At 71.8% G+C, this 24,214-nt stretch carries 20 protein-coding genes; 13 read left to right on the top strand and 7 right to left on the bottom strand.

Annotated features, from left to right (window positions below):
* The first annotated feature begins 76 nt into the window (after nucleotides 1–76).
* Both IM697_RS14465 and IM697_RS14470 read left to right on the top strand, forming a co-directional pair.
* Nucleotides 77–1,123 (top strand): terpene synthase family protein, encoded by a 1,047-nt coding sequence (locus IM697_RS14465; protein WP_228044945.1) that lies wholly within the window; start codon nucleotides 77–79, stop codon nucleotides 1,121–1,123.
* Between the two features lie 44 nt (nucleotides 1,124–1,167).
* The gene (locus tag IM697_RS14470; protein WP_194048097.1) at nucleotides 1,168–2,511 is read left to right on the top strand and encodes a cytochrome P450; all 1,344 of its coding nucleotides are present in this window, start codon (nucleotides 1,168–1,170) and stop codon (nucleotides 2,509–2,511) included.
* A gap of 114 nt (nucleotides 2,512–2,625) precedes the next feature.
* Here the strand turns inward: IM697_RS14470 and IM697_RS14475 are convergent, their stop codons facing one another.
* Both IM697_RS14475 and IM697_RS14480 read right to left on the bottom strand, forming a co-directional pair.
* Complete coding sequence (locus tag IM697_RS14475) at nucleotides 2,626–3,471, bottom strand: siderophore-interacting protein (protein WP_194048098.1); 846 nt, start codon at nucleotides 3,469–3,471, stop codon at nucleotides 2,626–2,628.
* 170 nt (nucleotides 3,472–3,641) lie between these two features.
* Nucleotides 3,642–4,571 carry a 5'-3' exonuclease gene (locus tag IM697_RS14480; protein WP_228044948.1) on the bottom strand — a complete coding sequence of 310 codons (930 nt, stop codon included), beginning with the start codon at nucleotides 4,569–4,571 and terminating at the stop codon, nucleotides 3,642–3,644.
* A 187-nt stretch (nucleotides 4,572–4,758) separates the two neighbouring features.
* On the opposite strand from IM697_RS14480, the gene IM697_RS14485 reads away from it, so the two are divergent.
* From IM697_RS14485 to IM697_RS14500, 4 genes are all read left to right on the top strand, one after another.
* Complete coding sequence (locus IM697_RS14485; protein WP_194048100.1) at nucleotides 4,759–5,835, top strand: quaternary amine ABC transporter ATP-binding protein; 1,077 nt, start codon at nucleotides 4,759–4,761, stop codon at nucleotides 5,833–5,835.
* A complete protein-coding gene (locus IM697_RS14490; protein ID WP_194048101.1) occupies nucleotides 5,828–7,651 on the top strand; it encodes an ABC transporter permease/substrate binding protein in 1,824 nt (607 codons plus the stop codon). Before IM697_RS14485 ends, IM697_RS14490 begins: the two co-directional genes overlap by 8 nt.
* 528 nt (nucleotides 7,652–8,179) lie before the next feature.
* Nucleotides 8,180–8,749 (top strand): helix-turn-helix domain-containing protein, encoded by a 570-nt coding sequence (locus IM697_RS14495; RefSeq protein WP_194048102.1) that lies wholly within the window; start codon nucleotides 8,180–8,182, stop codon nucleotides 8,747–8,749.
* Complete coding sequence (locus IM697_RS14500; RefSeq protein WP_194048103.1) at nucleotides 8,749–9,468, top strand: helical backbone metal receptor; 720 nt, start codon at nucleotides 8,749–8,751, stop codon at nucleotides 9,466–9,468. Before IM697_RS14495 ends, IM697_RS14500 begins: the two co-directional genes overlap by 1 nt.
* On the opposite strand, the gene IM697_RS14505 is transcribed toward IM697_RS14500, so the two are convergent.
* Nucleotides 9,380–10,519, bottom strand: a complete 1,140-nt coding sequence (locus tag IM697_RS14505) for a TDT family transporter (RefSeq protein WP_194048104.1) — start codon at nucleotides 10,517–10,519, stop codon at nucleotides 9,380–9,382. The two genes, IM697_RS14500 and IM697_RS14505, sit on opposite strands and share 89 nt — an antisense overlap.
* Nucleotides 10,520–10,589: 70 nt before the next feature.
* On the opposite strand from IM697_RS14505, the gene IM697_RS14510 reads away from it, so the two are divergent.
* Nucleotides 10,590–11,513, top strand: coding sequence for a LysR family transcriptional regulator (locus IM697_RS14510; protein WP_194048105.1), 924 nt, complete (start codon nucleotides 10,590–10,592; stop codon nucleotides 11,511–11,513).
* Between the two features lie 233 nt (nucleotides 11,514–11,746).
* Here the strand turns inward: IM697_RS14510 and IM697_RS14515 are convergent, their stop codons facing one another.
* From IM697_RS14515 to IM697_RS14525, 3 genes are all read right to left on the bottom strand, one after another.
* Nucleotides 11,747–12,421, bottom strand: coding sequence for a gamma-glutamyl-gamma-aminobutyrate hydrolase family protein (locus tag IM697_RS14515; protein WP_194049706.1), 675 nt, complete (start codon nucleotides 12,419–12,421; stop codon nucleotides 11,747–11,749).
* Nucleotides 12,422–12,471: 50 nt separating this feature from the next.
* Nucleotides 12,472–13,920: an ethanolamine permease gene (gene eat, locus IM697_RS14520; RefSeq protein ID WP_194048106.1), complete on the bottom strand. Its 1,449-nt coding sequence runs from the start codon at nucleotides 13,918–13,920 to the stop codon at nucleotides 12,472–12,474.
* A gap of 152 nt (nucleotides 13,921–14,072) precedes the next feature.
* A complete protein-coding gene (locus IM697_RS14525) occupies nucleotides 14,073–14,819 on the bottom strand; it encodes a FadR/GntR family transcriptional regulator (protein WP_194048107.1) in 747 nt (248 codons plus the stop codon).
* Between the two features lie 85 nt (nucleotides 14,820–14,904).
* Between IM697_RS14525 and IM697_RS14530 the strand changes: the two genes are divergently transcribed.
* Genes IM697_RS14530 through IM697_RS14545 form a run of 4 tightly spaced genes read left to right on the top strand, consistent with a single transcriptional unit; the run spans nucleotide 14,905 to nucleotide 19,386 of the window.
* Nucleotides 14,905–16,269 (top strand): glutamine synthetase family protein, encoded by a 1,365-nt coding sequence (locus IM697_RS14530; protein ID WP_194048108.1) that lies wholly within the window; start codon nucleotides 14,905–14,907, stop codon nucleotides 16,267–16,269.
* Between the two features lie 8 nt (nucleotides 16,270–16,277).
* Complete coding sequence (locus IM697_RS14535; protein ID WP_228044668.1) at nucleotides 16,278–17,651, top strand: aldehyde dehydrogenase family protein; 1,374 nt, start codon at nucleotides 16,278–16,280, stop codon at nucleotides 17,649–17,651.
* The gene (locus IM697_RS14540; protein WP_194048110.1) at nucleotides 17,648–18,430 is read left to right on the top strand and encodes a 3-oxoacyl-ACP reductase; all 783 of its coding nucleotides are present in this window, start codon (nucleotides 17,648–17,650) and stop codon (nucleotides 18,428–18,430) included. Before IM697_RS14535 ends, IM697_RS14540 begins: the two co-directional genes overlap by 4 nt.
* Nucleotides 18,431–18,456: 26 nt before the next feature.
* A complete protein-coding gene (locus tag IM697_RS14545) occupies nucleotides 18,457–19,386 on the top strand; it encodes a DUF2510 domain-containing protein (RefSeq protein WP_194049707.1) in 930 nt (309 codons plus the stop codon).
* A gap of 1 nt (nucleotide 19,387) precedes the next feature.
* Here the strand turns inward: IM697_RS14545 and IM697_RS14550 are convergent, their stop codons facing one another.
* Entirely contained in the window at nucleotides 19,388–20,590 is a 1,203-nt protein-coding gene (locus IM697_RS14550; RefSeq protein WP_194048111.1) for an amino acid deaminase/aldolase, read from the bottom strand.
* A gap of 1,528 nt (nucleotides 20,591–22,118) precedes the next feature.
* Here IM697_RS14550 and IM697_RS14555 point away from each other — a divergent pair.
* Both IM697_RS14555 and mycP read left to right on the top strand, forming a co-directional pair.
* Entirely contained in the window at nucleotides 22,119–22,961 is an 843-nt protein-coding gene (locus IM697_RS14555) for a hypothetical protein (RefSeq protein ID WP_228044670.1), read from the top strand.
* Between the two features lie 80 nt (nucleotides 22,962–23,041).
* Complete coding sequence (gene mycP / locus IM697_RS14560; protein WP_228044950.1) at nucleotides 23,042–24,205, top strand: type VII secretion-associated serine protease mycosin; 1,164 nt, start codon at nucleotides 23,042–23,044, stop codon at nucleotides 24,203–24,205.
* The last annotated feature ends 9 nt before the right edge of the window (nucleotides 24,206–24,214 follow it).

The following is a 24,214-nucleotide window of genomic DNA, read 5'->3' on the forward strand; positions in this document are numbered from 1 at the left end:
GAGCAGGCAACCTGACGACACCTCACTCGCCTCGGCCAACTCCGACGCCCCAGACATGGAGGACTCAGTGCTCGCCATGATCCCGACGTTCGCGGAGCCCACACCGCCGACCGTAAGTCCATACGCCCCGAGGATCGAGGAGTACGTCCGCTCTCTCGGAGAGAGCCTCGGGTTGACAGAGACACAAGACGGCCGGGAGCGGCTGGAGGCAGGCTACGGGCACTTTGTCGCCTGGACCTATCCGGAAGCCTCGTTCCGCGATCTCTGCCTCTGCGCGGAATGGCTCTTCTTCACCTTCATCCTGGACGATTTGCACACTCTGAAGGTCTATGACACTCCGGAAGCCTGGGATCCGGTTCACCGGCGTCTGATGGACATCATCAACACCGGAAAAGACCTTGCTCCCGCACAGGAGCAGACTCGGTTCACCACGGCGCTGGCGGATCTGTCGATTCGTACGGGCGAAAGGCTTTCGCCGACGCTTCATGCGCGGTTGAACCATCATCTGGATTTATTCTTCCAAGGATTCGCCGAGGAATCCATGAATCGGTTCCGCGGTACCCCCCCGGGGATCGACAGCTTCACCCAGACCAGGCGACTTTCCGTGGGAATGGAGTTCGGCTTCGACCTGGTTGAGCTCAGCCTGGGCGTGGAGGTACCCGAGGACATATACGAGACGGGTCTGTTCCGGGAGATCGTTGAAGCCGCGAGCGACGTGGTTGCCTGGCAGAACGACCTGCATTCAATTCACCTGGACGACAAGCGGGGAGATTTCCATAACGTCGTCATCGTCATGCAGCATGCCGCCGGAATCTCGCTGCAGGAGGCCATCGACGCGGCCGTCGCAAGGGTTCAGGAGCGAGTCGCCGACTTTCTGGCCGCCGAAAAGCAGCTCTTGCCCTTCCTGACGAGCCGTGGTGTGCCGCCCCGCATCCGCGAAGAAGTCCTGAGGGTCACTGCCGGAATGCGGCAGTGGACCAATGGGTGCCTGCAGTGGTACGGGAACACCACCCGCTACGCGATCCCCACCACCTCGGGCCAGGCCGAACAGCAGCATGCACACCTCGGAGCCCTGTTCCCGAGTCAGGATGACGCGTCCCGGACTGTTGCGGTTGACCACTGAGCGGCTCGCCGACCACCTGGATCGACAGAGAAGGGCCACGCGCCATGGCAACGGACCATGAAGGCATCACACAGGCTCCCGGGGCACTCCCGATCGTCGGGCATCTGTTTCCACTGCTCAGAGACCCGCTGGGTTTTCTGAAAACCCTCCCGTCCTATGGTGACTTGGTGCAGATTCGGCTGGGCCCGCAAACAGCCGTCGTGGTCTGCCGGCCCGAACTCGTTCAGGAAGTCCTCCTGCACGACCGAATATTCGACAAGGGCGGACCCATCATCGAACGGGTCGGAAATGCGCTGGGGGACGGAATCGCCTCGTGCCCGCACAGCGCCCACCGGCGACAGCGCCGCGAGTTGCAGCCCGCCTTCTCTCGCACCTGCCTGCGTGAGTACGCCGCCATCATGACCGAGCAAATAGACACGCTCACCGCCGGCTGGCACGACGGGCCGACCATCGATGTGGGCTCACAGATGTACGCTCTGGCGAGCGGCACCATTGCGCGGACATTGTTCACGGCCGAAGCCGCGCGACCCGCTGTGGAGGCCGTCACGGAGAACCTGCCGGACATCTTCCGAGGCATCTACCAGCAGGCTCTCCTCCCACCCTCGCTGCGCCGTCTGCCGCTCCCTTCGAACCTGCGCTACGAGCGGGCCCGCAACCGAGCGTGGGGCGAGGTCAGCAAGGCCATCAGCTGGTACCGGCAGGACGGCGAGGGCCACAGCGATGTGCTGTCGATGCTCCTCGCGACCCATGACGACGCGGGAGAAGCCCTCGGGGACGCCGAGGTCCACGCCCAGATCATGACTCTGCTCGTCGCCGGCATCGACACCACCGCGGTGGCCCTCACCTGGGCCGTCCATCTCCTGTGCCAACACCCCGATGTGCAGGAGCGGTTGCACGTCGAGGCAGCCAAGGTTCTCGGCACCCGAGCGGCCACCTGGGAGGATCTCCCACAGCTGGAGCTGGCCGGCAGGGTCATCACCGAGACACTGCGGCTCTACCCTCCCGGGTGGATCTTCACGCGCATGACCACCACGGAGGCCCGGCTGGCGAACGCCGTGATCCCCCCCGACACCACCCTGGTCTACAGCCCGTACCTCATGCACCACGACGCACGGTTCAATCGGCGCCCCGACTCCTTCGATCCCGACCGGTGGCTTCCGGAGCATGAGCATGTGCGCGGCGCTTTCATCCCGTTCGGCGGAGGTGCGCGCAAGTGCATCGGTGACGCCTATGCGATGAACCTGGCGACACTGGCCCTGTCCACGATCGTGGCCCGATGGCGACTCTCGCACGGTGACGTTCGACGACCGCGCATCGAACCCCGGATGACCCTGTCCCCCAACAAGGTTCGGGTACGAGTCGCATGTGTGGAGCGAGCGCCGGTGTGACAGGAGCTCTTCCCGTCCGTGCCGGGCTCTTCCCGTCCGTGCCGGGTCGGCCGAGTTCATGCCGAAGGGGCGGCACCCGCGAGAGTGCCGCCCCGTTTCGGCGTCCACGAAGGCCTACGCCGCCGGCGCCGACCCCTCCTGCTCCGCCTCGATCCGCGCGTTCCAGTCCCGCTTGGAGGCCTGCCAGCCGTCCTCGTCGTGACCGAGCCGCCAGTAACCGGAGATCGACAGGTCCTCGCGGGGCACGGCACGCTCGACCCGCAGCAGATGGCGCAGCTCCTTCACGAAATGCGCCTCGCCGTGCACGAACGCGTGCACCCGCCCTTCGGGGAACTCCAGCGCGCGTACGGCCTCGACCAGCATCTCGCCGACGGGACGCGAGCCGCGGTGCAGCCAGATCACCTCCACATCGGAGTCGATCTTCTGCTCCTCCTCCGGACCGGCGATCTCCACGAACGCGTACGCCACGGCACCGTCGGGCAGCGACTCCAGGGCGCGGGCGATGGCGGGCAGCGCGCTCTCGTCACCCACCAGCAGATGCCAGTCGGCATCCGGGTCGGGGGCGTAGGCACCGCCGGGACCCATGAACCGCACGGTCTCGCCCGGCCGGGCGCGCAGCGCCCACGGGCCGGCCAGGCCCTCGTCACCGTGCAGCACGAAGTCCAGGGTCAGCTCGCGATGCTCCGGATCCCAGGCCCGCACGGTGTACGTCCGCGTCACCGGCCACTGCTCGCGCGGCAGCTCCTCGCGGATGCGCTCCAGGTCGAAGGGCTCGGGGTAGCTCACACCCGGAGGGGAGAACAGCATCTTCACGTAATGATCCGTGCAGGTGTCCGCCGCGAACTCGGCGAGCCCCTCACCGCCCAGCACCACACGCTGCATGTGCGGGGTCAGCCGTTCGGTACGGATGACCTGCGCGGAGTGGGGCTTCCGCGGCTTGCGGGCAGGGCGTAGCGCCATCACTGGCCTCCCTCGTTCCAAGCTTAGGTTTACCTAAGTTAGCACCTCCGTCCGGCGAATGCCGCTATGAACGTTCATGAAAAGGGGCATGTCGCGCACGCACGGAACGAATTCCCCACGTCACGAGCCCCATGCACGCGATCGTGACGCGGTTCACGCCCCCGGCGATCTCACGCCCCCAGCGTCACGAGCAGCCGCTGCAGCGACCCGCCCAGCCCCCAGCGCATCGCCAGTTCGTCCAGCCCCGCCGCATCCCGGGGTGTGTGCGGCAGCGTGGTGTCCACGTCGGGCAGTGGAACGTCGTGCGCCACCCGCACGACCCTCGGCGCGACGGCGACGTACGGCCGCGACTCGTCCAGCCGCTTGCGCTGCGAGGGCGTGAGCTTCGCCTTGGGGTCGTCGACCGCCGCCATGATCCCGGCCAGGTCGCCGAACTCGGCCAGCAGCTTCGCGGCCGTCTTCTCCCCGATCCCGGGCACGCCCGGCAGACCGTCGCTCGGGTCGCCCCGCAGCAGCGCCAGATCCGCGTACCCCCGGCCGTCGACGCCGTACTTCTCGCGCAGCCACGCCTCGTCGGTGAGCTGGAGGGTGCCGACGCCCTTGAGCGGGTAGAGCACCCGCACCCCGCGCTCGTCGTCCACGAGCTGGTACAGGTCGCGGTCCCCGGTGACGATGTCGACCGGGCCCTTCGCGCGCGCCGTGAACGTGCCGATCACGTCGTCCGCCTCGTACCCCTCGACGCCCACGCGCGCGATGCCGAGCGCGTCCAGGACGGACTCGATGACCGGCACCTGCGGCGACAGCGTGTCGGGCACCTCCTCCTCGTCCGGACCCGCCGCGTGCTCCTCGGCGACCCGGTGCGCCTTGTAGGAGGGGATCAGCTCGACCCGCCACTGGGGCCGCCAGTCGGCGTCCATGCAGGCCACCAGCGCGTCCGGCCGGTGGTCCCTGACCAGGCGGTCGATGAAGTCGAGGAGCCCGCGCACGGCGTTCACCGGCGTGCCGTCCGGGGCCTTCACGGAGTCCGGGACGCCGAAATAGGCGCGGAAGTACAGCGAGGCGGTGTCGAGGAGCATCAGTCGTCCGGTCACGCCACGCATCATGCCGTACCGCACTGACAGCGGCCCTGGGTGAGCCTCCCGTCGCGGTGCGTGGCGGGCCTGTGGCCTGGACCACTTGTGCGTTTGTGTACAGGGAAGCAGGGCAGGCGGGCCTGCGGAGTGGCGCCCCCTGCGCAACTGTTGCGTCAGTCGCTCCCATCATTTGCCGTCGAGACAAGAGGTACCCGTGTCATCCAGGCTTGAGGCCGACCATCTGTACAAGGTGTTCGGCAGACGACCGGACGAGGCCGTCGAGCGGCTCCGTCACGGAGCCGACCGTGAGGAGCTGCGCGCCGACGGCACCACCGCCGCCGTGATCGACGCCTCCTTCACCGTCGAACCCGGTCAGATCTTCGTCGTCATGGGCCTGTCCGGATCCGGCAAGTCCACGCTGCTGCGCATGCTCAACGGGCTCCTGGAGCCGACCGCGGGTCACGTCCGCTTCGACGGCCAGGACCTGACCGCCATCGGCGACCGCGAGCTGCGCGAGGTCCGGGCGAGGAAGATCAGCATGGTCTTCCAGCACTTCGCGCTGTTCCCGCACCGCAGCGTCCTGGAGAACGCCGCCTACGGCCTCGCCGTCCAGGGCGTGCCGCGCGCCGAGCGCGAGAAGCGTGCCGCCGAGGCCCTGGAGCTGTGCGGCCTGGGCGGCTGGGAGAAGTCCTGGCCCGACGAGCTGTCCGGCGGCATGCAGCAGCGCGTGGGCCTCGCCCGCGCCCTCGCCACCGACGCCGACCTGCTGCTGATGGACGAGTCCTTCAGTGCGCTCGACCCGCTGATCCGCCGTGACATGCAGGACCAGCTGCTCCAGCTGCAGCAGACCCTGAAGAAGACGATCGTCTTCATCACCCACGACCTGAACGAGGCCATGCGCCTGGGCGACCGCATCGCCGTCATGCGCGACGGCCGCATCGTGCAGACCGGCACCGCCGAGGACATCCTCCTGCGCCCGGCCGACGACTACGTGGCCTCCTTCATCCAGGACGTCGACCGCTCCCGCGTGCTGACCGCGGGCGCCCTGATGGACACCTCGGTCACCGCCGACGCCCCGCTGTGCACCTGTGAGACCGCGACCAGCGAGACGCCGTTCGTGGAACTGTGCGCGATCAGCGCCCGGCTGTCGCACCGCGTCTCGGTCGTGGACGACGACCACAAGGTCATCGGCGTCGTGCCGCGGCAGCGCCTGATCGGCTTCCTCGGCGACGAGGCTGCCGAGCCGGCGCCCTGCGACCACCCGGAGGACAGGGTGATCGCCCGTGCCTAGGCTGCGTCTCGGCGACTGGGTCGACTCCGGAGTGGACTGGCTGGTCGCCCACATGGGCTGGCTCTTCGACGCGATCAAGGCGGTCGTGGAGGGCATGTACGACGGCGTCAACGCCGTCCTGACGGCCCCCGAGCCGCTGCTCCTCGCGGGCATCCTCGCCGTGCTCGCCTGGTGGCTGCGCGGCCTGGTCGCGGGCGTCCTCGCCTTCGGCGGCTTCGCGCTGATCGACTCACTCGACCTGTGGGACCGGGCCATGTCGACGCTGGCCCTCGTGCTCGTCGCCACCCTCATCGCGCTGGTGCTCTCGATCCCGCTCGGCATCTGGGCGGCCCGCTCCAAGGCGGTCAGCGCGGCCGTACGGCCCGTCCTGGACCTGCTCCAGACGATGCCGTCGATGGTGCTGCTGATCCCGGCCATCCTCTTCTTCGGCCTTGGCACCGCCGCCGGCGTGATCGCCACCCTGATCTTCGCGCTCGCCCCCGGCGTCCGCATGACCGAGCTCGGCATCCGCCAGGTCGACGCCGAACTGGTCGAGGCGGCGGAGGCCTTCGGCACCGCGCCCCGGGACACCCTGCTGCGGGTCCAGCTGCCGCTCGCGCTGCCCACGATCATGGCCGGCATCAACCAGGTGATCATGCTGAGCCTGTCGATGGTCGTCATCGCCGGCATGGTCGGCACCGGCGGCCTCGGCGGCGCGGTCAACGAGGCCATCGGCCAGCTCGACATCGGCTTCGGCTTCGAGGCGGGCGTCGGCATCGTGGTCCTCGCCATCTACCTGGACCGCATCACCGGCGCGCTCGGCGCCCAGATCTCCCCGCTCGGCCGTCGTGCCGCCGCCAAGGCCCGCGCCGCGGGCGGCGTCAAGGTCTGGAACTACCGTCCCCGCCCCGTCGTCGCGGTCGCCGGCGTGGCCGCCCTGGCCCTCGTCGCGGGCGGCCTGGGCGTCTTCGGCCCCTCCGCCGGCACCGCCGAGGCCTCCGCCACGAACGTCGGCAAGGGCAAGGAGATCAAGATCGGCTACATCCCGTGGGACGAGGGCATCGCCTCGACGTACCTCTGGAAGGAGCTGCTGGAGCGGCGCGGCTTCAAGGTCACGACCACCCAGTACGCCGCGGGCCCCCTCTACACCGGCGTCGCCACCGGCCAGCTCGACTTCCAGACGGACGCCTGGCTGCCCACCACCCACGCCGAGTACTGGAAGAAGTACGGGAACCGGCTCGACGACCTCGGCTCCTGGTACGGCCCGACCTCGCTGGAGCTCACCGTCCCCTCGTACATGAAGGACGTGAACTCCCTGGAGGACCTCAAGAACAAGTCCGCCGAGTTCAAGGGCAAGATCGTCGGCATCGAGCCGAGCGCCGGAATGATGGGCCTGCTCAAGGACAAGGTGCTCAAGGAGTACGGCCTCGAGGACTCGTACGAGGTCGTGGACGGCTCGACACCCGCGATGCTGGCCGAGCTCAAGCGCGCGTACGCCAAGAAGCAGCCCATCGTCGTCACGCTGTGGTCGCCGCACTGGGCGTACAGCGACTACGACCTGAAGAAGCTCGAGGACCCCAAGGGCGCCTGGGGCAAGGGCGACGGCGTGCACACCCTGGCCCGCAAGGGCTTCGCCGACGACAACCCCCAGGTCGGCAAGTGGCTGAAGGACTTCTCCATGACCGAGAAGCAGCTCACCGGCCTGGAGTCCCAGATCACCAAGGCCGGCAAGGGCAAGGAACAGGACGCCGTGCGCACCTGGCTGAAGCGGAACCCGGGTCTGCTGGACAAGTGGGCTCCGGTCCCCGGATCGGACAAGAGCCAGGCGGCCGGGTGACCTGACAGTCCCGGGCCGTCACCCGAGGGGTGGGTCACGCCGTACGTTTTTCCCCTCCGTACGGCGGACCCACCCCTCGCGGCATGTCCGCATAGTCACCCGGCATGCCTACGAAAAGGATCCGGCCAACCACGCAGCGCTATCCCACCACCCGAGCCGGGGTGCGCGAACTCCCCACGGCCGGACTCGACTTCCGGACCGGGTACTCGGTTCTCCGGGACCCTCCGACCAGGCCCGCCGGTCGCGGCGGACGCGGGAACACGGGGGAGTGCCGGAGCATTGAACAGAACAGGGGTGTTCGCGTACTGAGCGGTGGTCAGGGCGTCGCGGGGGCGCCGGGCGGATCCCGGGAGCCGATCCGCTGGCGCGAACCGATGGGTCGAAGTCCCCCCGATGTGTCGTCGATGTGACGGGCGCATGAAACGGTTTGCCGAACATGCGTAGGGTGCAGAGAACTCAACAGAAGGTGTGCGCCGAACGGTGGGCGCGAGGACAGTGGACCGACGAGCGAAGGAGGGAGCCGGAGCGATGGGCGACCACAAAGAACAGCCCCTTCGGGTGGGCGCCGCCGTGCGACGGCGACGCCGCGCACTGGACCTCACCCTCGCCGTCGTGGCCGAACGCAGCGGCCTGTCGGTGCCCTTCCTGAGCCAGGTCGAGAACGACCGGGCACGCCCCAGCCGAAGCTCCCTGGAGAAGGTCGCCGACGCGCTGCGCACGACCGCCGTCGAACTCCTCGCCGCCGCCGACCCGGCGTGCAGCGTCGACGTCGTGCGGGCCGACACCACCGAACTGGCGCCGGAGCCGCGGGCGCGGTCCCTGGTGCGCGGTCACCATCAGATGCACGCCTCGGAGTTCACCGGCGACCATGACGCGGGCCGCGAATTCCAGTACCGCAACGACCAGTTGATGTACGTCGCCGACGGCGGTGTGGAGATCGAGGCGGAGGGCCGCGCCTATCGCCTGGGCCGCGGCGACACCCTGTACCTCACCGGCGGGGTCCGCCACCGCTGGCGGGCGACCGTGCCGGACACGCGCGTGGTCGTCGTCGCGGTGGCGGAGCACATCGAGGCGGTCCGGGACCGGCCGGGGCGCTGATGCGCGTCGTCTCCCTGGTGCCGTCCCTGACGGAGGCCGTGGCCGTCTCGGCCCCCGGCGCCCTGGTGGGCGCCACCGACTGGTGCGACCACCCTGCAGGCCTGGACGTCACCCGCGTCGGCGGCACCAAGAACCCCAAGGTCGAGAGGATTCTCGCGCTCGCGCCCGACCTGGTGATCGCCAACGAGGAGGAGAACCGCGAGATGGACCTCACCGCCCTGCGCGCGGCCGGCGTCGAGGTCCTGGTGACGGAGGTACGGGACGTACCGCAGGCCTTCGCCGAGCTGGCCCGGGTGCTGGGCGCCTGCGGGGTGACGGCACGCCCGCGGTGGCTGGACGAGGCGGAGGAGACGTGGTCGTCGCCGCCGGTCCCGGAGCACCGTACGACGGCCGTGGTCCCGATCTGGCGGCGCCCCTGGATGGTGCTGGGCCGCGACACCTTCGCGGGCGACGTCCTGGCCCGCCTCGGCGTGGACCACCTGTACACCACGCACGAGGACCGCTACCCCCGCATCCCTCTGGAGGACCTGCGGGCGGCGGCCCCGGACGTCGTGGTCCTCCCCGACGAGCCGTACCGCTTCACCGCGGACGACGGCCCGGAGGCGTTCCCGGGCCTGCCCTGCGCACTGGTCAGCGGACGGCACCTGACGTGGTACGGCCCGTCACTGGCCGAGGCGCCACGGGTGCTGACGCGGGCCCTGCGAGCAGCGCGCCGCTGAACAGCCCGCGGCTGGTGTGGACGGCCACGACGGCCCAGGCGCCGACGAGCACGGCGTACAGCCCGACGGCGAGCCCGTCGTACACGACGAGCCCGGTGTGCCGGGCCAGCGCCTCGGCGCCGGTGACACAGGTGCCGACCGGGAAGGTGAACGCCCACCAGGTCATCGCGAACCGCATGCCGTGCCGTCGGGCCCGCAGCACATGGGCGGTGGCGAGCCCGAACCACAGCAGCGCGAACCCCATGACGGGCACGCCGTACAGCACCGCGAGAATCCCGAACCCCCCGCCGTACGGTGCCCCAACCACCCCCGGGGCGACGTCCGCGAACGTGCCGACGGCGGTGGTGGACTGCCCGAGCGGCCCCAGCACGAGAAACAGCGACGGGGTGAGGACGAGGGGCAGCGGTCCGCCGGTGATCAGCCGGGCGAAGACCAGCGGCAGCATCAGCAGCGTGGCGAGCAGACTGAGCCCGAACATCGCGACACAGGCGAGCAGCAGCGTCTCCCGGGCCTGCCCGGGCGGCAGCTGCGGCACCAGCAGCGGGCCGAGCGCGGCGGACACCATGGGCGCGACGAGCGGCAGCAGCCATACGGGCGTGGCCTGCGAGGGCTCGATGCGATGGCGTACGGCCATGAGGTACGGCACGGCCAGGGCGGCCGCCAGCCCGATGGCCGTACCGGCGGTGAACAGCACGGCGTCGAGTGCGACCGCCGCTCGGGCCCCGATCCAGTCCTCGCCGACGGTGACGGCACCGCCGCCGACGGCCAGCAGCGCCATGGACAGACAGCCGTAGAAGGGCGCCATGGCCGGGTCGAGGAGGTGGGCGCGGGCCTGTGCGCGATGGTGGGTCCAGTGCCGGGCGCGGGCGGCGAGCAAGGCGACGAGCAGGACGAGGGAGAGGGCCCACACGGTGGTGCAGGCGGTGCGCAGGCCGGGGAGGCGGAGCGGCAGTCCGGCTCCGGCGGTGGCGACGGCGGCGGTGCCCATGACGGCGGCGTACCAGTTGGGTCCGAGGTGACGGACGCCGAGGCGGCGGGTGGCGGTGACCATGTGCTGAGGGTCGCTGCGGGGTTCGGCTCCCACCAGGGAGTTTGCCTCTATGACGACATAAACTGCACTTATGGCAGAGGCGGCGGAGGGGCAGTTTCGCGCGGGTTCCCTGGCACATCGCGTCCCGGATCTCGGCGCGCTGGAGCTGCTGCTGGCGGTGGCGCGGCTCGGGAGTCTCGGTGGGGCGGCGCGTGAGCTGGGGATCACCCAGCCGGCGGCGAGCAGTCGGATCCGGTCGATGGAACGGCAGCTCGGGGTGGCGCTGGTGGACCGGTCACCGCGGGGCTCGCGGCTGACGGACGCCGGGGCGCTGGTGACGGACTGGGCGCGGCGGATCGTGGAGGCGGCGGAGGCGTTCGACGCGGGGGCGCAGGCGCTCAGGGACCGGCGGGACTCGCGGTTGCGGGTGGCGGCGAGCATGACGATCGCGGAGTATCTGCTGCCGGGGTGGCTGCTCGCGCTGCGGGCACAGCGGCCGGACACGGCGGTGTCGCTGCTGGCGGGGAACTCGGCGGCGGTCGCCGAGCGGCTGCTCGCGGACGAGGCGGACCTGGGGTTCGTGGAGGGGCTGACGGTGCCGACGGGGCTGGACTCGGTCGTCATCGCCCACGACAACCTGATCGTGGTGACCGCGCCGGCGCATCTGTGGTCCCGTCGCCGTCGTCCGCTGGAGGCGTCGGAACTGGCGGCGACGCCGCTGATCCTCCGGGAGACGGGCTCGGGGACGCGGCAGGTCCTGGACGCGGCGCTGGGCGGCCTGGCCCGCCCGCTGATCGAACTGTCGTCGACCACGGCGGTGAAGGCGGCGGCGGTGAGCGGGGCGGGGCCGGCGGTGCTGAGCGAACTGGCTGTCGGTGAGGAACTGGCGATGCGGCGGCTGGTGAGCGTGCCGGTGGCGGGCGTGTCGCTGGCGCGGGACCTGCGGGCGGTGTGGCCGACGGGCCATCGCCCGGTGGGCCCGGCACGAGACCTGCTGTCGCTGACGCGGGGGTAGTTACCTCGCCCCCGCCGCCCCTACCCATTCCCGTCCCCTGGGGGCTGCCGCCCCCAGACCCCCGCTTCGGCCCTGAACGGGCCTTGTCCTCAAACGCCGGACGGGCTGAAAATCCAGCCCCTCCGGCGTTTGAGGAGCGGGGGTCCAGGGGGCGGAGCCCCCTGGCGGGGTCGAAGGGGCGGAGCCCCTGGGGGACGGGAATGGGTAGGGGCGGCGGGGGCGCGATCCTGCCGTCAGCCGCCGGCGGCGACCCGCACCAGCCCCCGCACCACCCGCACATCCTCCCCCATCTCCGGATGCCACTGCACCCCCAACACCCACCCCCCGGACGGCAGTTCCAGCGCCTCCACCGTTCCGTCCGCCGCGTACGCCGACGCCACAAGACCCTCGCCCAAACGGTCCACGGCCTGGTGGTGATACGTCGGCACGGACGTCTCCTCCGGCACCAGCTCGCCGTACAGACTCCCCGGCACCGGCTTCACGGCATGGCTGCCGAAGACGCCCACCACCTCCGCGTGCCCGTCGATGTGCTGCACGAGCGTGCCGCCGAGGGCGACGTTCAACAGCTGCATGCCCCGGCAGATGCCCAGCAGGGGCACCCCCGCCGCCAGCGCCGCGTCGATCAGGGCCAGCTCCCACGCGTCCCGCTCCCGCGCCGGCGGCCCGGTGCGGGGCTCGCGCTCCGCGCCGTAGCGCACCGGCTCCACATCGGGTCCCCCCGCGATGACCAGCCCGTCCAACCGGGCCACGGCCGCCGCCGCGTACTCCGGGTCGTCCGGTGGAAGCATCGCCGCGAGGCCGCCCGCCCGCTGCACCAGCCGTGGATAGCCGACCGGCAGCAACGCCGCCTCCAGCTCCCACACGCCCCAGCGCGCACCGGACTCCAGATAGGTGCTGATCCCGATCAGCGGCCTGGTCACAGCGACTCCCTCACTCTCCGCGCCGCACTGTCGACGCCTCAGTCCCGTGCCAACTCTGCCTCGGCCGCCGCCAGCGCCGCGAACTCCTCCTCCGGAGCCTTCGCCACCAGACGCTTACGGCTGTACAGGCCGAAGTACCCGATCGCCACGACGTACACCACCAGCGCGATCAGCGCCGCCGTCACGTCCACCAGGAACGTCGCCACCAGCGCCGCACAGGCCAGCACCAGCGCGACCGACGACGTCAGCACCCCGCCCGGCGTACGGTACGGCCGCGCCAGCTCCGGCTCGCGGCGGCGCAGCACGATGTGCGACAGGGACATCAGGGCGTACGAGATCGTCGCGCCGAAGACCGCGATGTTCAGCATCCGCGCCCCGTTGCCCGACACCGCCGCCAGCAGGAAGCCGATCGTGCCGGGCACCAGCAGGCCCAGGTACGGCGCCTTGCGGCGGCTGGTCAGGGAGAGGAAGCGGGGCAGGTAGCCCGCGCGGGAGAGGGCGAAGAGCTGGCGTGAGCCCGCGTAGATCAGGGAGAAGAAGGAGGCCACGAGGCCCGCGAGGCCCGCGTAGTTCACGATGCGGCTCAGCGTCGTAGCCTTCCCGTCCGGCTGCAGCGCCTCCACCAGCGGGTTGCCCGCCTCCTGGATCGCCGCCGAGCCGCGTGCGCCGGCCGCCGCGAAGAAGGTCACCACGGCCAGCACCACGAGGATGCCCATCGACCAGCGGATCGCCTTCGGCAGCGTACGGGCCGGCTCCTTGGTCTCCTCGGCGGCCAGCGGCACCCCTTCGACGCCCAGGAAGAACCACATCCCGAAGGGGAACGCCGCCCAGATGCCGAGCAGGCCGAAGGGCAGCCAAGAGCTCGATCCCGCCGCCGAGGTGTCGACCGGGATGTCGTCCAGGGCCGAGAACGAGAAGTCCGGCAGCGCCGTCAGCGCGAACACGATCAGGGCCGCCACCGCGATGCCGGTGACCACGAAGCTGAAGCGCAGCGCCTCGCCCACGCCCCAGAGGTGGATGCCGAGGAAGATCGCGAAGCAGACCAGGTACATCGGCCAGCCGGACTCCAGGCCGAACAGGCCCAGCGACTCGACGTAGTCCCCGATGAAGATGACGATCGCGGCGGGGGCGAGGACGTACTCGATGAGGATCGCCGTGCCGGTGAGGAAGCCGCCCCACGGGCCGAGGGCCCTGCGGGCGAAGCCGTAGCCGCCGCCGGCCGTGGGCAGGATCGCGGACAGCTCGGCGAGGGCGAAGACCATGCAGCAGTACATGGCGCCCATCAGCACCATGGCGATCGCCAGGCCACCGAAGCCGCCCTCGGCGAGGCCGAAGTTCCAGCCGGAGAAGTCGCCGGAGACGACGTAGGCGACGCCGAGACCGGTCAGCAGCACCCAGCCGGCGCTGCCGCGGCGCAGCGCTCTGCGCTCCAGATAGGCGTCCGCCTCTGAGGCGGAGGTGGGTGTACTGGTGGATTCCAGGGACATGGGCACGACTCCCCACGGGGCGGCGGACACGGATCTGTATTCCGGGCGCGGTGGGGTCCACCGAGCCCCGGTTCAAAGGAATGGATCCATACCTTTGCGGTGTCGGCGCCGGGAAGGCAATACCCGTGCGTTAAGCGTCCGTAAATCCACACTCATCCGAGGAACCCGCGCAGCAGTGCCGCCGTACCTCCGCAGTGCTCGCGCATGACCTCGCGCGCGCACTCGGCGTTGCCCTCGATCACGGCCTCCACCAGCGCGGTGTGCTGGCGCTGGGAGTGCTCCAGGTTGCGCACGAGCAGCGGGATGCAGTCGAGCAGGTCGTTCACGGTCGCCCGTACGGCCGCGTACTGCGCGGTGAGGGTCGGGGAGCCGGAGAGCTCGGCCAGCGTCAGGTGCAGCAGCGTGTCCAGACGGCGGTACTCGGCGAGCGGGGCGTCGTGGGTGCGGGCCAGCGCCTCGCGCAGCCGGTCCGCCTGCTCCTCGTCCAGCCCGTGCGTGGCGCACAGCCCGGCCGCGCCCACCTCCAGCACCTCGCGGAAGCGCAGCGCGTCCTCCACGTCGATGCCCTTCAGTCGGCGGCGCAGCTCCTCCTCGCCGGGCGTCTCGGAGCGCGGCAGCACGAACGTGCCGCCGTAGCGACCGCGCCGGGACTCCACCAGCCCCTGGTCCTGGAGCACCTTCAGCACCTCGCGCAGCGTCACCCGGCTGATCCCCAGCCGGTCCGCCAGCTCGCGCTCGGCGGGCAGCCGCTCGCCGCCCGGCACCAGGCCGAGCCGCACCACCTGGAGGATCTGTTCCAGGGCCTCCTCGAAACCATTGCCGGCCCGCACCGGCCGCAGCACCGAGGTCAGCCGGTCGTCGGCCTCGGGCGCCCCGTGCTCCGTGCCCGTCTGCGACATGTGGTCGGACCCCCTTCCCAATCAATGGTCCTGCGCAATACCTTATGGCTTCCGGCTGACCGAAGTAGCCCAAGGAGGCTCTCCCGTGGCAGACCGCACACCCCCGCTGAGCGTCGAGGAGCTGCACGCCCTCGTCGCCGGCGGTGAGATCGACACTGTCGTCCTGGCCTTCCCCGATATGCAAGGGCGACTGCAGGGCAAGCGGTTCGCCGCCCGTTTCTTCCTCGACGAGGTCCTCCACCACGGCACCGAGGGCTGCAACTACCTGCTCGCCGTCGACACCGAGATGAACACCGTCGACGGCTACGCCATGTCCTCCTGGGACCGCGGCTACGGCGACTTCGCCATGCACCCCGACCTGGCCACGCTGCGCCGCGTGCCCTGGAACGCCGGCACGGCCATGCTCGTCGCCGACCTCGCCTGGAGCGACGGCTCGCCCGTGGTCGCCGCGCCCCGCCAGATCCTGCGCCGCCAGCTCGAGCGCCTCGCCGAACTCGGATACACCGCGAACGTCGGCACCGAGCTGGAGTTCATCGTCTTCAAGGACACCTACGAGCAGGCCTGGGACGCGGGCTACCGAGGGCTCACACCGGCGAACCAGTACAACATCGACTACTCGGTGCTCGGGACCGGGCGGATCGAGCCCCTGCTGCGCCGTATCCGCAACGAGATGGCGGGCGCCGGGCTCACCGTCGAGTCCGCCAAGGGCGAGTGCAACCCCGGGCAGCACGAGATCGCCTTCAAGTACGACGAGGCCCTGGTCACCTGCGACCAGCACGCCATCTACAAGACCGGCGCCAAGGAGATCGCCGCCCAGGAGGGCTGCTCGATCACCTTCATGGCCAAGTACAACGAGCGGGAGGGCAACTCCTGCCACATCCACCTCTCGCTCGCGGACGCGGCGGGCGACAACGCCATGGCCGGGGATGGCGAGGGCGGCATGTCGGACGTCATGCGCCACTTCCTCGCCGGGCAGCTCGCCGCGCTGCGGGACTTCTCGCTGCTGTACGCCCCCCACATCAACTCCTACAAGCGGTTCCAGCCGGGCTCCTTCGCCCCGACCGCCGTCGCCTGGGGCCACGACAACCGCACCTGCGCGCTGCGCGTCGTCGGCCACGGCCGCTCGATGCGCTTCGAGAACCGGCTCCCCGGCGGCGACGTCAACCCGCACCTCGCCGTCGCCGGACTCGTCGCCGCCGGCCTGTACGGCATCGAGCAGAAGCTGGAGCTGCCCGAGCCCTGCCCCGGCAACGCCTACACCGCCGGCTTCGAGCACGTCCCCACGACCCTGCGCGAGGCCGCCGAACTCTGGGAGAACAGCCCGATCGCCAAGGCCGCCTTCGGCGACGAGGTCGTCGCCCACTACCGCAACATGGCGCGCGTCGAGCTGGACGCCTTCGACGCCGCGGTGACCGACTGGGAGCTGCGCCGCTCCTTCGAACGCATGTGAGGCCCTTCTTGTCCGACCAGCTCCAGGTACTGAACCCGGCCACCGAAGAGATCGTCGCCACCGTCCCGGCCGCCACCGCGGCCGACGTGGACGCCGCCGTCGTACGCGCCACGAAGGCCCAGTCGGCGTGGGCCGCCCTCGCCCCCGGCGAACGCGCCCGGCTGCTGCGCCGGTTCGCCGTCGCCGTCGACGACCACCTCGAAGAACTCGCCCGGTTGGAAGTGCGCGAGGCCGGGCACACCGTCGGCAACGCCCGCTGGGAGGCGGGCAACGTCCGCGATCTGCTCGACTACGCCGCCGGGGGAGTGGAACGGCTCACCGGCCGTCAGATCCCGGTCCCCGGCGGCCTGAACGTCACCGTCCTCGAACCGCTCGGCGTCGTCGCCGTCATCGCGCCCTGGAACTTCCCGATGCCGATCGCGGCCTGGGGCACGGCCCCGGCGCTCGCGGCCGGCAACGCCGTCCTCCTCAAGCCCGCCGAGACGACCCCGCTGACGGCCCTGCGGCTGGCGGAACTGGCGTTGGAGGCGGGGCTTCCCGAAGGCCTGTTCCAGGTCCTGCCCGGCCACGGCCCCGTCGCCGGCAACGCCCTCGTCGAGCACCCGGGTGTCGCGAAGATCGTCTTCACCGGGTCGACGGCCGTGGGCAAACAGGTGCTGGCCAAGGGGTCGGCGCTGCTCAAGCGCGTCACCCTCGAACTCGGCGGCAAGAGCCCCAACATCGTCTTCGCCGACGCCGACCTGGAAGCGGCCGCGGCCGCCGCGCCCATGTCCTTCCTCGACAACTCCGGCCAGGACTGCTGCGCCCGCACCCGCATCCTCGTCCAGCGCTCCGCCCACGACCGCTTCATGGAACTGCTCGGCCCCGCCATAGAGGCGGTGACCGTCGGCGACCCCGCCGACGCGAAGACCGACATGGGCCCGCTCATCTCCAAGGCCCAGCTGGACCGGGTCCGTTCCTACGTCACCGACGACCTCGACGGCATCCGCGGCAAGGCCCCCGAGGGCCCCGGCTTCTGGTTCCCGCCCACCGTCCTCACCGGCGTCGACGCACACGCGCGCGTGGCCGTCGAGGAGGTCTTCGGCCCCGTCGCCGTCGTCCTCCCCTTCGAGGACGAGGCGGAGGCCGTCGCCCTCGCCAACGCCACCGACTACGGCCTCTCCGGCTCCATCTGGACCCGGGACGTCGGCCGCGCCCTGCGCGTCTCCCAGTCCGTCCGCGCGGGCAACCTGTCCGTCAACTCCCACTCCAGCGTCCGCTACTGGACCCCCTTCGGGGGCTTCAAGCAGTCCGGCATCGGCCGCGAGCTCGGCCCGGACGCCCTGACCGCCTTCACCGAGACAAAGAACGTCTTCATCAGCACGGAGGGTCCCGCACAGTGACCGAAGCAATTGTGTGCCGTCGACTCGTCGGCCGTACGGCCGTCATCACCGGAGCAGGCAGCGGCATCGGCCTCGCCGCCGCCCGCCGGCTCGCCTCCGAGGGCGCGCACATCGTCTGCGGCGACGTCGACGAACAGCGCGGCAAGACCACGGCCGAGGAGGTCGGCGGGATCTTCGTGAAGGTCGACGTCACCGACCCGGAGCAGGTCGAGGCGCTGTTCAGGACCGCGTACGACACCTACGGCAGCGTCGACATCGCCTTCAACAACGCCGGCATCTCGCCGCCCGACGACGACTCCATCCTGGAGACCGGCCTGGAGGCCTGGAAGCGCGTCCAGGAGGTCAACCTCACCTCCGTCTACCTGTGCTGCAAGGCCGCCATCCCCTACATGCGCCGGCAGGGCAAGGGCTCCATCATCAACACGGCGTCCTTCGTGGCGAGGATGGGCGCCGCCACGTCCCAGATCTCGTACACCGCCTCCAAGGGCGGCGTGCTGGCCATGTCCCGTGAACTGGGCGTGCAGTTCGCCCGCGACGGCATCCGGGTCAACGCCCTGTGCCCGGGACCGGTCAACACCCCGCTGCTGCAGGAGCTGTTCGCCAAGGACCCGGAGCGCGCCGCACGCCGGCTCGTGCACATCCCGGTCGGCCGCTTCGCCGAGGCCGAGGAGATCGCCGCCGCCGTCGCCTTCCTGGCCAGCGACGACTCCTCCTTCGTGAACGCCACCGACTTCCTGGTCGACGGCGGAATCGCGGGGGCGTACGTCACGCCGCTGTAGGCCGCTCTACAGTTTCCGGAATGAGCATGACGCCCCCGCCCGGCTGGTACCGCGACCCCTCCGCCCCACACCTGGAGCGCTGGTGGGACGGCACGGCCTGGACCGAGCACCGGCGCGCCCCCGAGGACGCGGCACAGCCGGCACCGACGCCCGGCCCGCAGGCCTACGGGCCGCCGGCGACCGCGCCGACGACGCCCGGACCGCCGGCCGCCGGCCCTGCCTCCGGGCGGACGCCCAAGGTCGTCGCCCTGATCGCCGCGGGGGCCGTCCTGCTCACGGCGATCGTCACGGGCGTGATCGTCCTGCGCGAGGACGACGGGGGCGCGGACGTGGACACCGCGCCCACGCTCGCGACCTCGGAGCCCGCGCAGCGCGAGTCGGCCTCCGAGACCCCCACCCCGACCGAGACCGCCTCCGAGCCCTCCGCCGACGACCCGCTCGTCGTCACGGACGAGCTCAACGGGTTCACCCTGCCGCTGCTCAACGGCTGGGTCAGACCGCGCAACCTCGCCGAGGCCAACGTCCTCGTGACCACCGACGGCACCTACGAGTGCCCCGCCGACTTCGGCTACTGCCGGCGCGGCAAGGTCATCTCGCGCACGGCGTCCGCGGACGACGGGACGTCCCCCGAGGCGATCGCCAAGGCGGACATCCAGGACGCGGCCGACGACGCCTACGACCGCGACCTCGTCGGCCGCAGCCCCTTCGGGGGCATCAAGTCCCACAAGGTCGTCGGGTCCGGCCCGGTCTCGGTGGCGGGCCGCTCCGGCTACTTCGTGCGCTGGCGGGTCACGACGGCCGAGGGACCGGGCGGCTACGTCCAGTCCCTCGCGTTCCGCTCCAGCGTCGGCACCGAGTCGCCGGTCGTCGTCCGCTACGTCTTCGACGCGGGCGAGGACGGGCCGCCGCTGGCCGACATGGACCGCTTCACCAAGGGGATCCGGCCGGCCCGCTGAGCTACAGGAACGTGTGGCCCTCGCCGCGATACGTCGGCACCGTCGCCGTCACCGAGTCGCCCTCGACGAGATGCAGCGCGTCGAACCGCTCGCACAGCTCACCGGCCTTCGCGTGCCGGAACCACACCTTGTCGCCGATCAGCAGATCGTCGGCGGGGGAGCCGAGCAGCGGCGTCTGCACCTCGCCGGGCCCCTCCTGGGGGTCGTACCGAAGCCCCTCGGGCAGATACGGCACCGGCAGCCGGTCGGGCCCCGCCGCACCCGAGGCCGGATACCCGCCGCCGAGGACGGTCACCGCCCCGACGCCGGGCCTGCGCACCACCGGCTGGGCGAACAGGGCGGCCGGACGCCCGCTGAAGGACGTGTAGTTGTCGAACAGCCGGGGGACGTACAGCCCCGACCCGGCGCCGATCTCCGTCACGGCGTCCTCGGCGGCCGTGAACTGCACACTGCCGGTCCCACCGCCGTTGACGAACTCCAGCCCCGGCACCACCGCCCGCACGGCCCGCACCACCTCGGCCCGCCGCTCGGCGAGTTCGCGGCGCGCGGCAGCCTGCATCAGCCGTACGGCCCGCGACCGCACCGGCCGCCCGGCCACCGCGTCCCCGACCCCGGCGATGTGCCCCTCGTACGCCATGATCCCGACGACCTCGAACCCAGGCCGCCGGGCGACGGCACGGGCCATGTCGGCGACCTGGGCGGGGGAGTGCAGCGGCGAACGCCGGGCGCCGACCCGCACCCGTCCCCCCAGCAGCTTCAGCGAGGTGTCCAACTCCAGGCAGACCCGGACCACTTCCCGGCCGCCGTTGCGTGACCCGTCGATCAGCCGCAGCTGTGCCGGGTCGTCGATCATCACGGTGACGGCGGAGGCCAGCTTGGGGTCGCCGGTCAGCTCGGCGAACGCGGCGCGGTCGGCCGACGGATAGGCGAGCAGGACGTCGTCGAACCCGGAGCGCGCCAGCCACAGCGATTCGGCCAGGGTGAAGGACATGACGCCCGCGAAGCCGTCCTTCGCGAGCACGCGTTCCAGCAGTGCCCGGCAGCGTACGGACTTGCTGGCGACGCGGATCGGTTTCCCGCCGGCCCGGCGGACGAGATCGTCCGCGTTGGCGTCGAAGGCGTGCAGGTCAACGATCGCGAGAGGGGCGTCGAGATGGGCGGTGGCCCGGTCGTAACGGGCCCGGTCAGCGGCGCGCGCAGTCATGAACGCAGCCTGCCAGACGGGATTACCGCAGGGTAGGGGGACGTTCCGGGCAGATGTGCACGGGGTCGTGGACTGGTTCCCGTTCGCGCAGGTTCAACCCGTAGAGTGACGCGCACGCATGTGGGGACGTCCTCGGCCGCGCCGTCGCGCCGGGATGACGCGCCCCCGGTGCGGGTATGCGTGCCTGGTCGGAGGAGTCCGTGCCGGGCGGGGCAGACGGAAAAACGGGACGGCGGCCCGCGCACGAGGACGGGCCCGGGCACAGGGAAACGGGGGGTGCATGAGCACGGAAGCGCGGCGCGCCCCCATCCCACCACGCCCCACCACGCCCCCTCCGCCATCCGCTCCGCCCCGCCCGACGACACCGCCGACCGTCGGCGACGGACGGGACGAGGACACGGCCGGCGAGGCCGCGCGAACGGAGGGCACGGTGCCTGGCGGCGTCGGCACGAGGCCGGACCCCATGGACGGCTCGCCGGAGGGACGGACGACCGCGCCGCGCGGCACCCGGCCGCACCCGAGCGCACGCATCCCGTCCCCCGGAGCCGACGCCCCGCCCCCGCCCCGAGCCTCGGCCCGCTTCCCGGACACACCGCCCGTGGCAGGGCGCACGGACGCCGGCGACTCGCCGCGCCCCGAGGCCGCCGGCACACCGCCCCGCCCGACCGGCCGAGTGAGCGCCCCCGCCGAGACCGCCGCGGAGTCGACGTTCCGCCTCCGCCCGATCCCCGCGAACCCGTCACCCGACACCGGCAACCGGCCGACCGGCGCGCAGGGTTCGCCCAGTGGGCCGCGCACCACGTCCGGCCCCGCCGGTACACCGCCCCAGCGCGCCTCTGCGGACATGCCTCCACAGCGCACCGCCGCTACCAGGCACCCCTCTGCGAGCCCACCACCTCGCCCGGGAAACGCCCCCGCGCAGGGTTCCGCGGGTGCGCCACCTCGTCCGGGAAACCCCCCCGCCCAGGGTTCTGTGGGTACGTCTTCCCGGTCGGGCCCGGTTTCCGGGTCGGGTTCTGCGGGTGTGCCGCCTCGGTCGGGCAGTGCCTCGGCGCAGGGTTCCGTCGGTACGTCTTCCCGGTCGGGCCCGGTCTCTGGGTCGGGTTCCGGGGGTGTGCCGCCTCGTCCGGGAAACGCCCCCGCCCAGGGTTCTGTGGGTACGTCTTCCCGGTCGGGCCCGGTCTCTGGGCCGGGTTCCGGGGGTGTGCCGCCCCGGTCGGGCAGTGCCCCCGCGCAGGGTTCCGTCGGTACGCCGCCCCAGCCGGGCACCGCCACCGGACCGGGTCCCGCCGGCACGCCTCCCCGCCCGAGCACCGCCCCCGCCGACCGCGCGCACCGAGTCCGTTCCGCACCCCTGCCCCCGATGCGCCCCCCGCAGGCGCCACCCTCGGGTGGAGACGGGTACGGGGCGGCTGTGCCCCCGGCCGGAGACGTGTACGGGGCATCGGCACCCGCCGGCTCCTCCCGGGACCTGTCGCACTCGGCTGCCGCGTTCTCTCCCGACCCGTCCCTCTCCTGGAGCGCCCCGATGGCGCCGCCGGGTTCCGGGCGGCCCGTCGTGTCGTTCGGGGAGCCCGAGGGGTACGACCAGCAGGCGAGGCCGCGGCCCCTCGGGGTGCGGATCCGGCCCCGGATCGCCGCGGCCGCCGCGTGTGTCGTGCTCGGCATCGGGCTCATCGGCGGGGCCGTGACCGGGAGTTGGCTGCTCGGCGAGCCCGGTGACGGCGGCTCGCAGGACACCTTCGCCACGGCCGGCACGCTGTGGCACAGCGTCCCCGTCGACGGGCTGTTCCCGCCCACCGTGATCGGCAAGGGGGCTGGTCCCGGCGGCGCCGACCGCATCTGGACGCGGATCGCCGTCGCGCCGGACACCGGCTGCGCGGACGCCTTCGACCCGCTGCTGCGCGAGGCCCTCGCCCCGGTCGGCTGTGAGCGCCTCCTGCGCGCCACCTACACCGACGCCACCCAGAGCTATGTCACCACCGTCGGCCTGCTCTTCACCAAGGCCGACGCCGCCGCGATGCGCTCACTCGACTCCCGGTTCGCCAAGGAGGGCCTCGACCGCCGTACGGACCTGATGCCGCGGCCGTACGCCGCGAAGGGCACCCTGGCCGCCGGATTCGGCGACGAGCAGCGCGCCTCCTGGACCCTCTCCGTGCTCACCGACGCCCCCGTCGTGGTCTACTCCGTCTCCGGCTGGGCCGACGACCGCACGGTCGACGACCCCCAGCCCGCCAAGGAGGCCATGGAGTCCGGCGCCACCACGGCCGTGGCCCAGGCCGGCCTCGGCCACGAGGCACAGGGCCTCGCCGACCGCGTCGAACGCGCCCTGCGCAAGAACGTCGGCCCGTCCCCGGAGCAGTCGTCATGAACACCGGCACGAACCGCGCCACGAGCACAGCCGTGAACAGCGCGGCGACCCGCTCCGTGACCAGGGGCGTGAAGAGCCTCATGACCCGCCGCACCGGCCCCCTCGCCGTCCTCCTCGGCGCCTGCCTCGCCCTCCTGCCCCCCACCGTCGCGCACGCCGACTCCATCCGCGCCCAGCAGTGGGCCCTGGAGGCGATGAACACCCAGGAGGCCTGGCAGACCACCAAGGGCGAGGGCGTCACCGTCGCCGTCCTGGACACCGGCGTCGAGGACGACCACCCCGACCTCGCCGGCAACGTCCTCGAAGGCAAGGACATGGTCGGCTTCGGCGCCGAGCGCGGCGACCGCGCCTGGGCCCGGCACGGCACCGCGATGGCCGGCATCATCGCCGGTCACGGACACGGCCCGGGCAACGGCGACGGCGTCATGGGCATCGCCCCCGAGGCCAAGATCCTCCCCGTCCGCGTCATCCTGGAGGACGGCGACCCGGCCCGCGCCAGGGCCCGCAGCACCCGCGGCAACGCCCTCGCCGAAGGCATCCGCTGGGCCGCCGACCACGGCGCCGACGTCATCAACCTCTCCCTCGGCGACGACTCCAAGTCCGCCCACCCCGAGGCCGGCGAGGACGAGGCCGTCCAGTACGCCCTGAAGAAGGGCGCCGTCGTCGTCGCCTCGGCCGGCAACGGCGGCGAGAAGGGCGACCACATCTCCTACCCGGCCGCCTACCCGGGCGTCATCGCCGCGACCGCCGTCGACCGCTACGGCACCCGCGCCTCCTTCTCCACCCGCCGCTGGTACGCCACGGTCAGCGCCCCCGGCGTCAACGTCGTCATCGCGGACCCCGACCACAAGTACTACGAAGGCTGGGGCACCAGCGCCGCGGCCGCCTTCGTCTCCGGCGCGGTGGCCCTGGTCAAGGCCGCCCACCCCGACCTGACCCCGGCGCAGATCAAGAAGCTCCTTCAGGACACGGCCCGCAACGCCCCCGCCGACGGCCGCGACGACTCCCGCGGCTACGGCTTCATCGACCCGGCCGCCGCCATCAAGAAGGCCTCCGGCATGCGGCCGACGGACCTGAAGGCAGCGGCGTACGGCGAGGAGTACTTCGGCCCGGGCCCCGACGCCGCCGCGTCCGAGGACGACGGGACGAGCTGGACCGCGTGGGTCGCGGGCAGCGCCGGCGGCCTGCTGCTGGTGTCGGCGGTCGTGGTCTTGCGGGGCCGCCGCGGCCGCTTCGGCTTCTAGCCGCCCGGT

The organism is Streptomyces ferrugineus (genome assembly GCF_015160855.1).
GTDB lineage: Bacteria > Actinomycetota > Actinomycetes > Streptomycetales > Streptomycetaceae > Streptomyces > Streptomyces ferrugineus.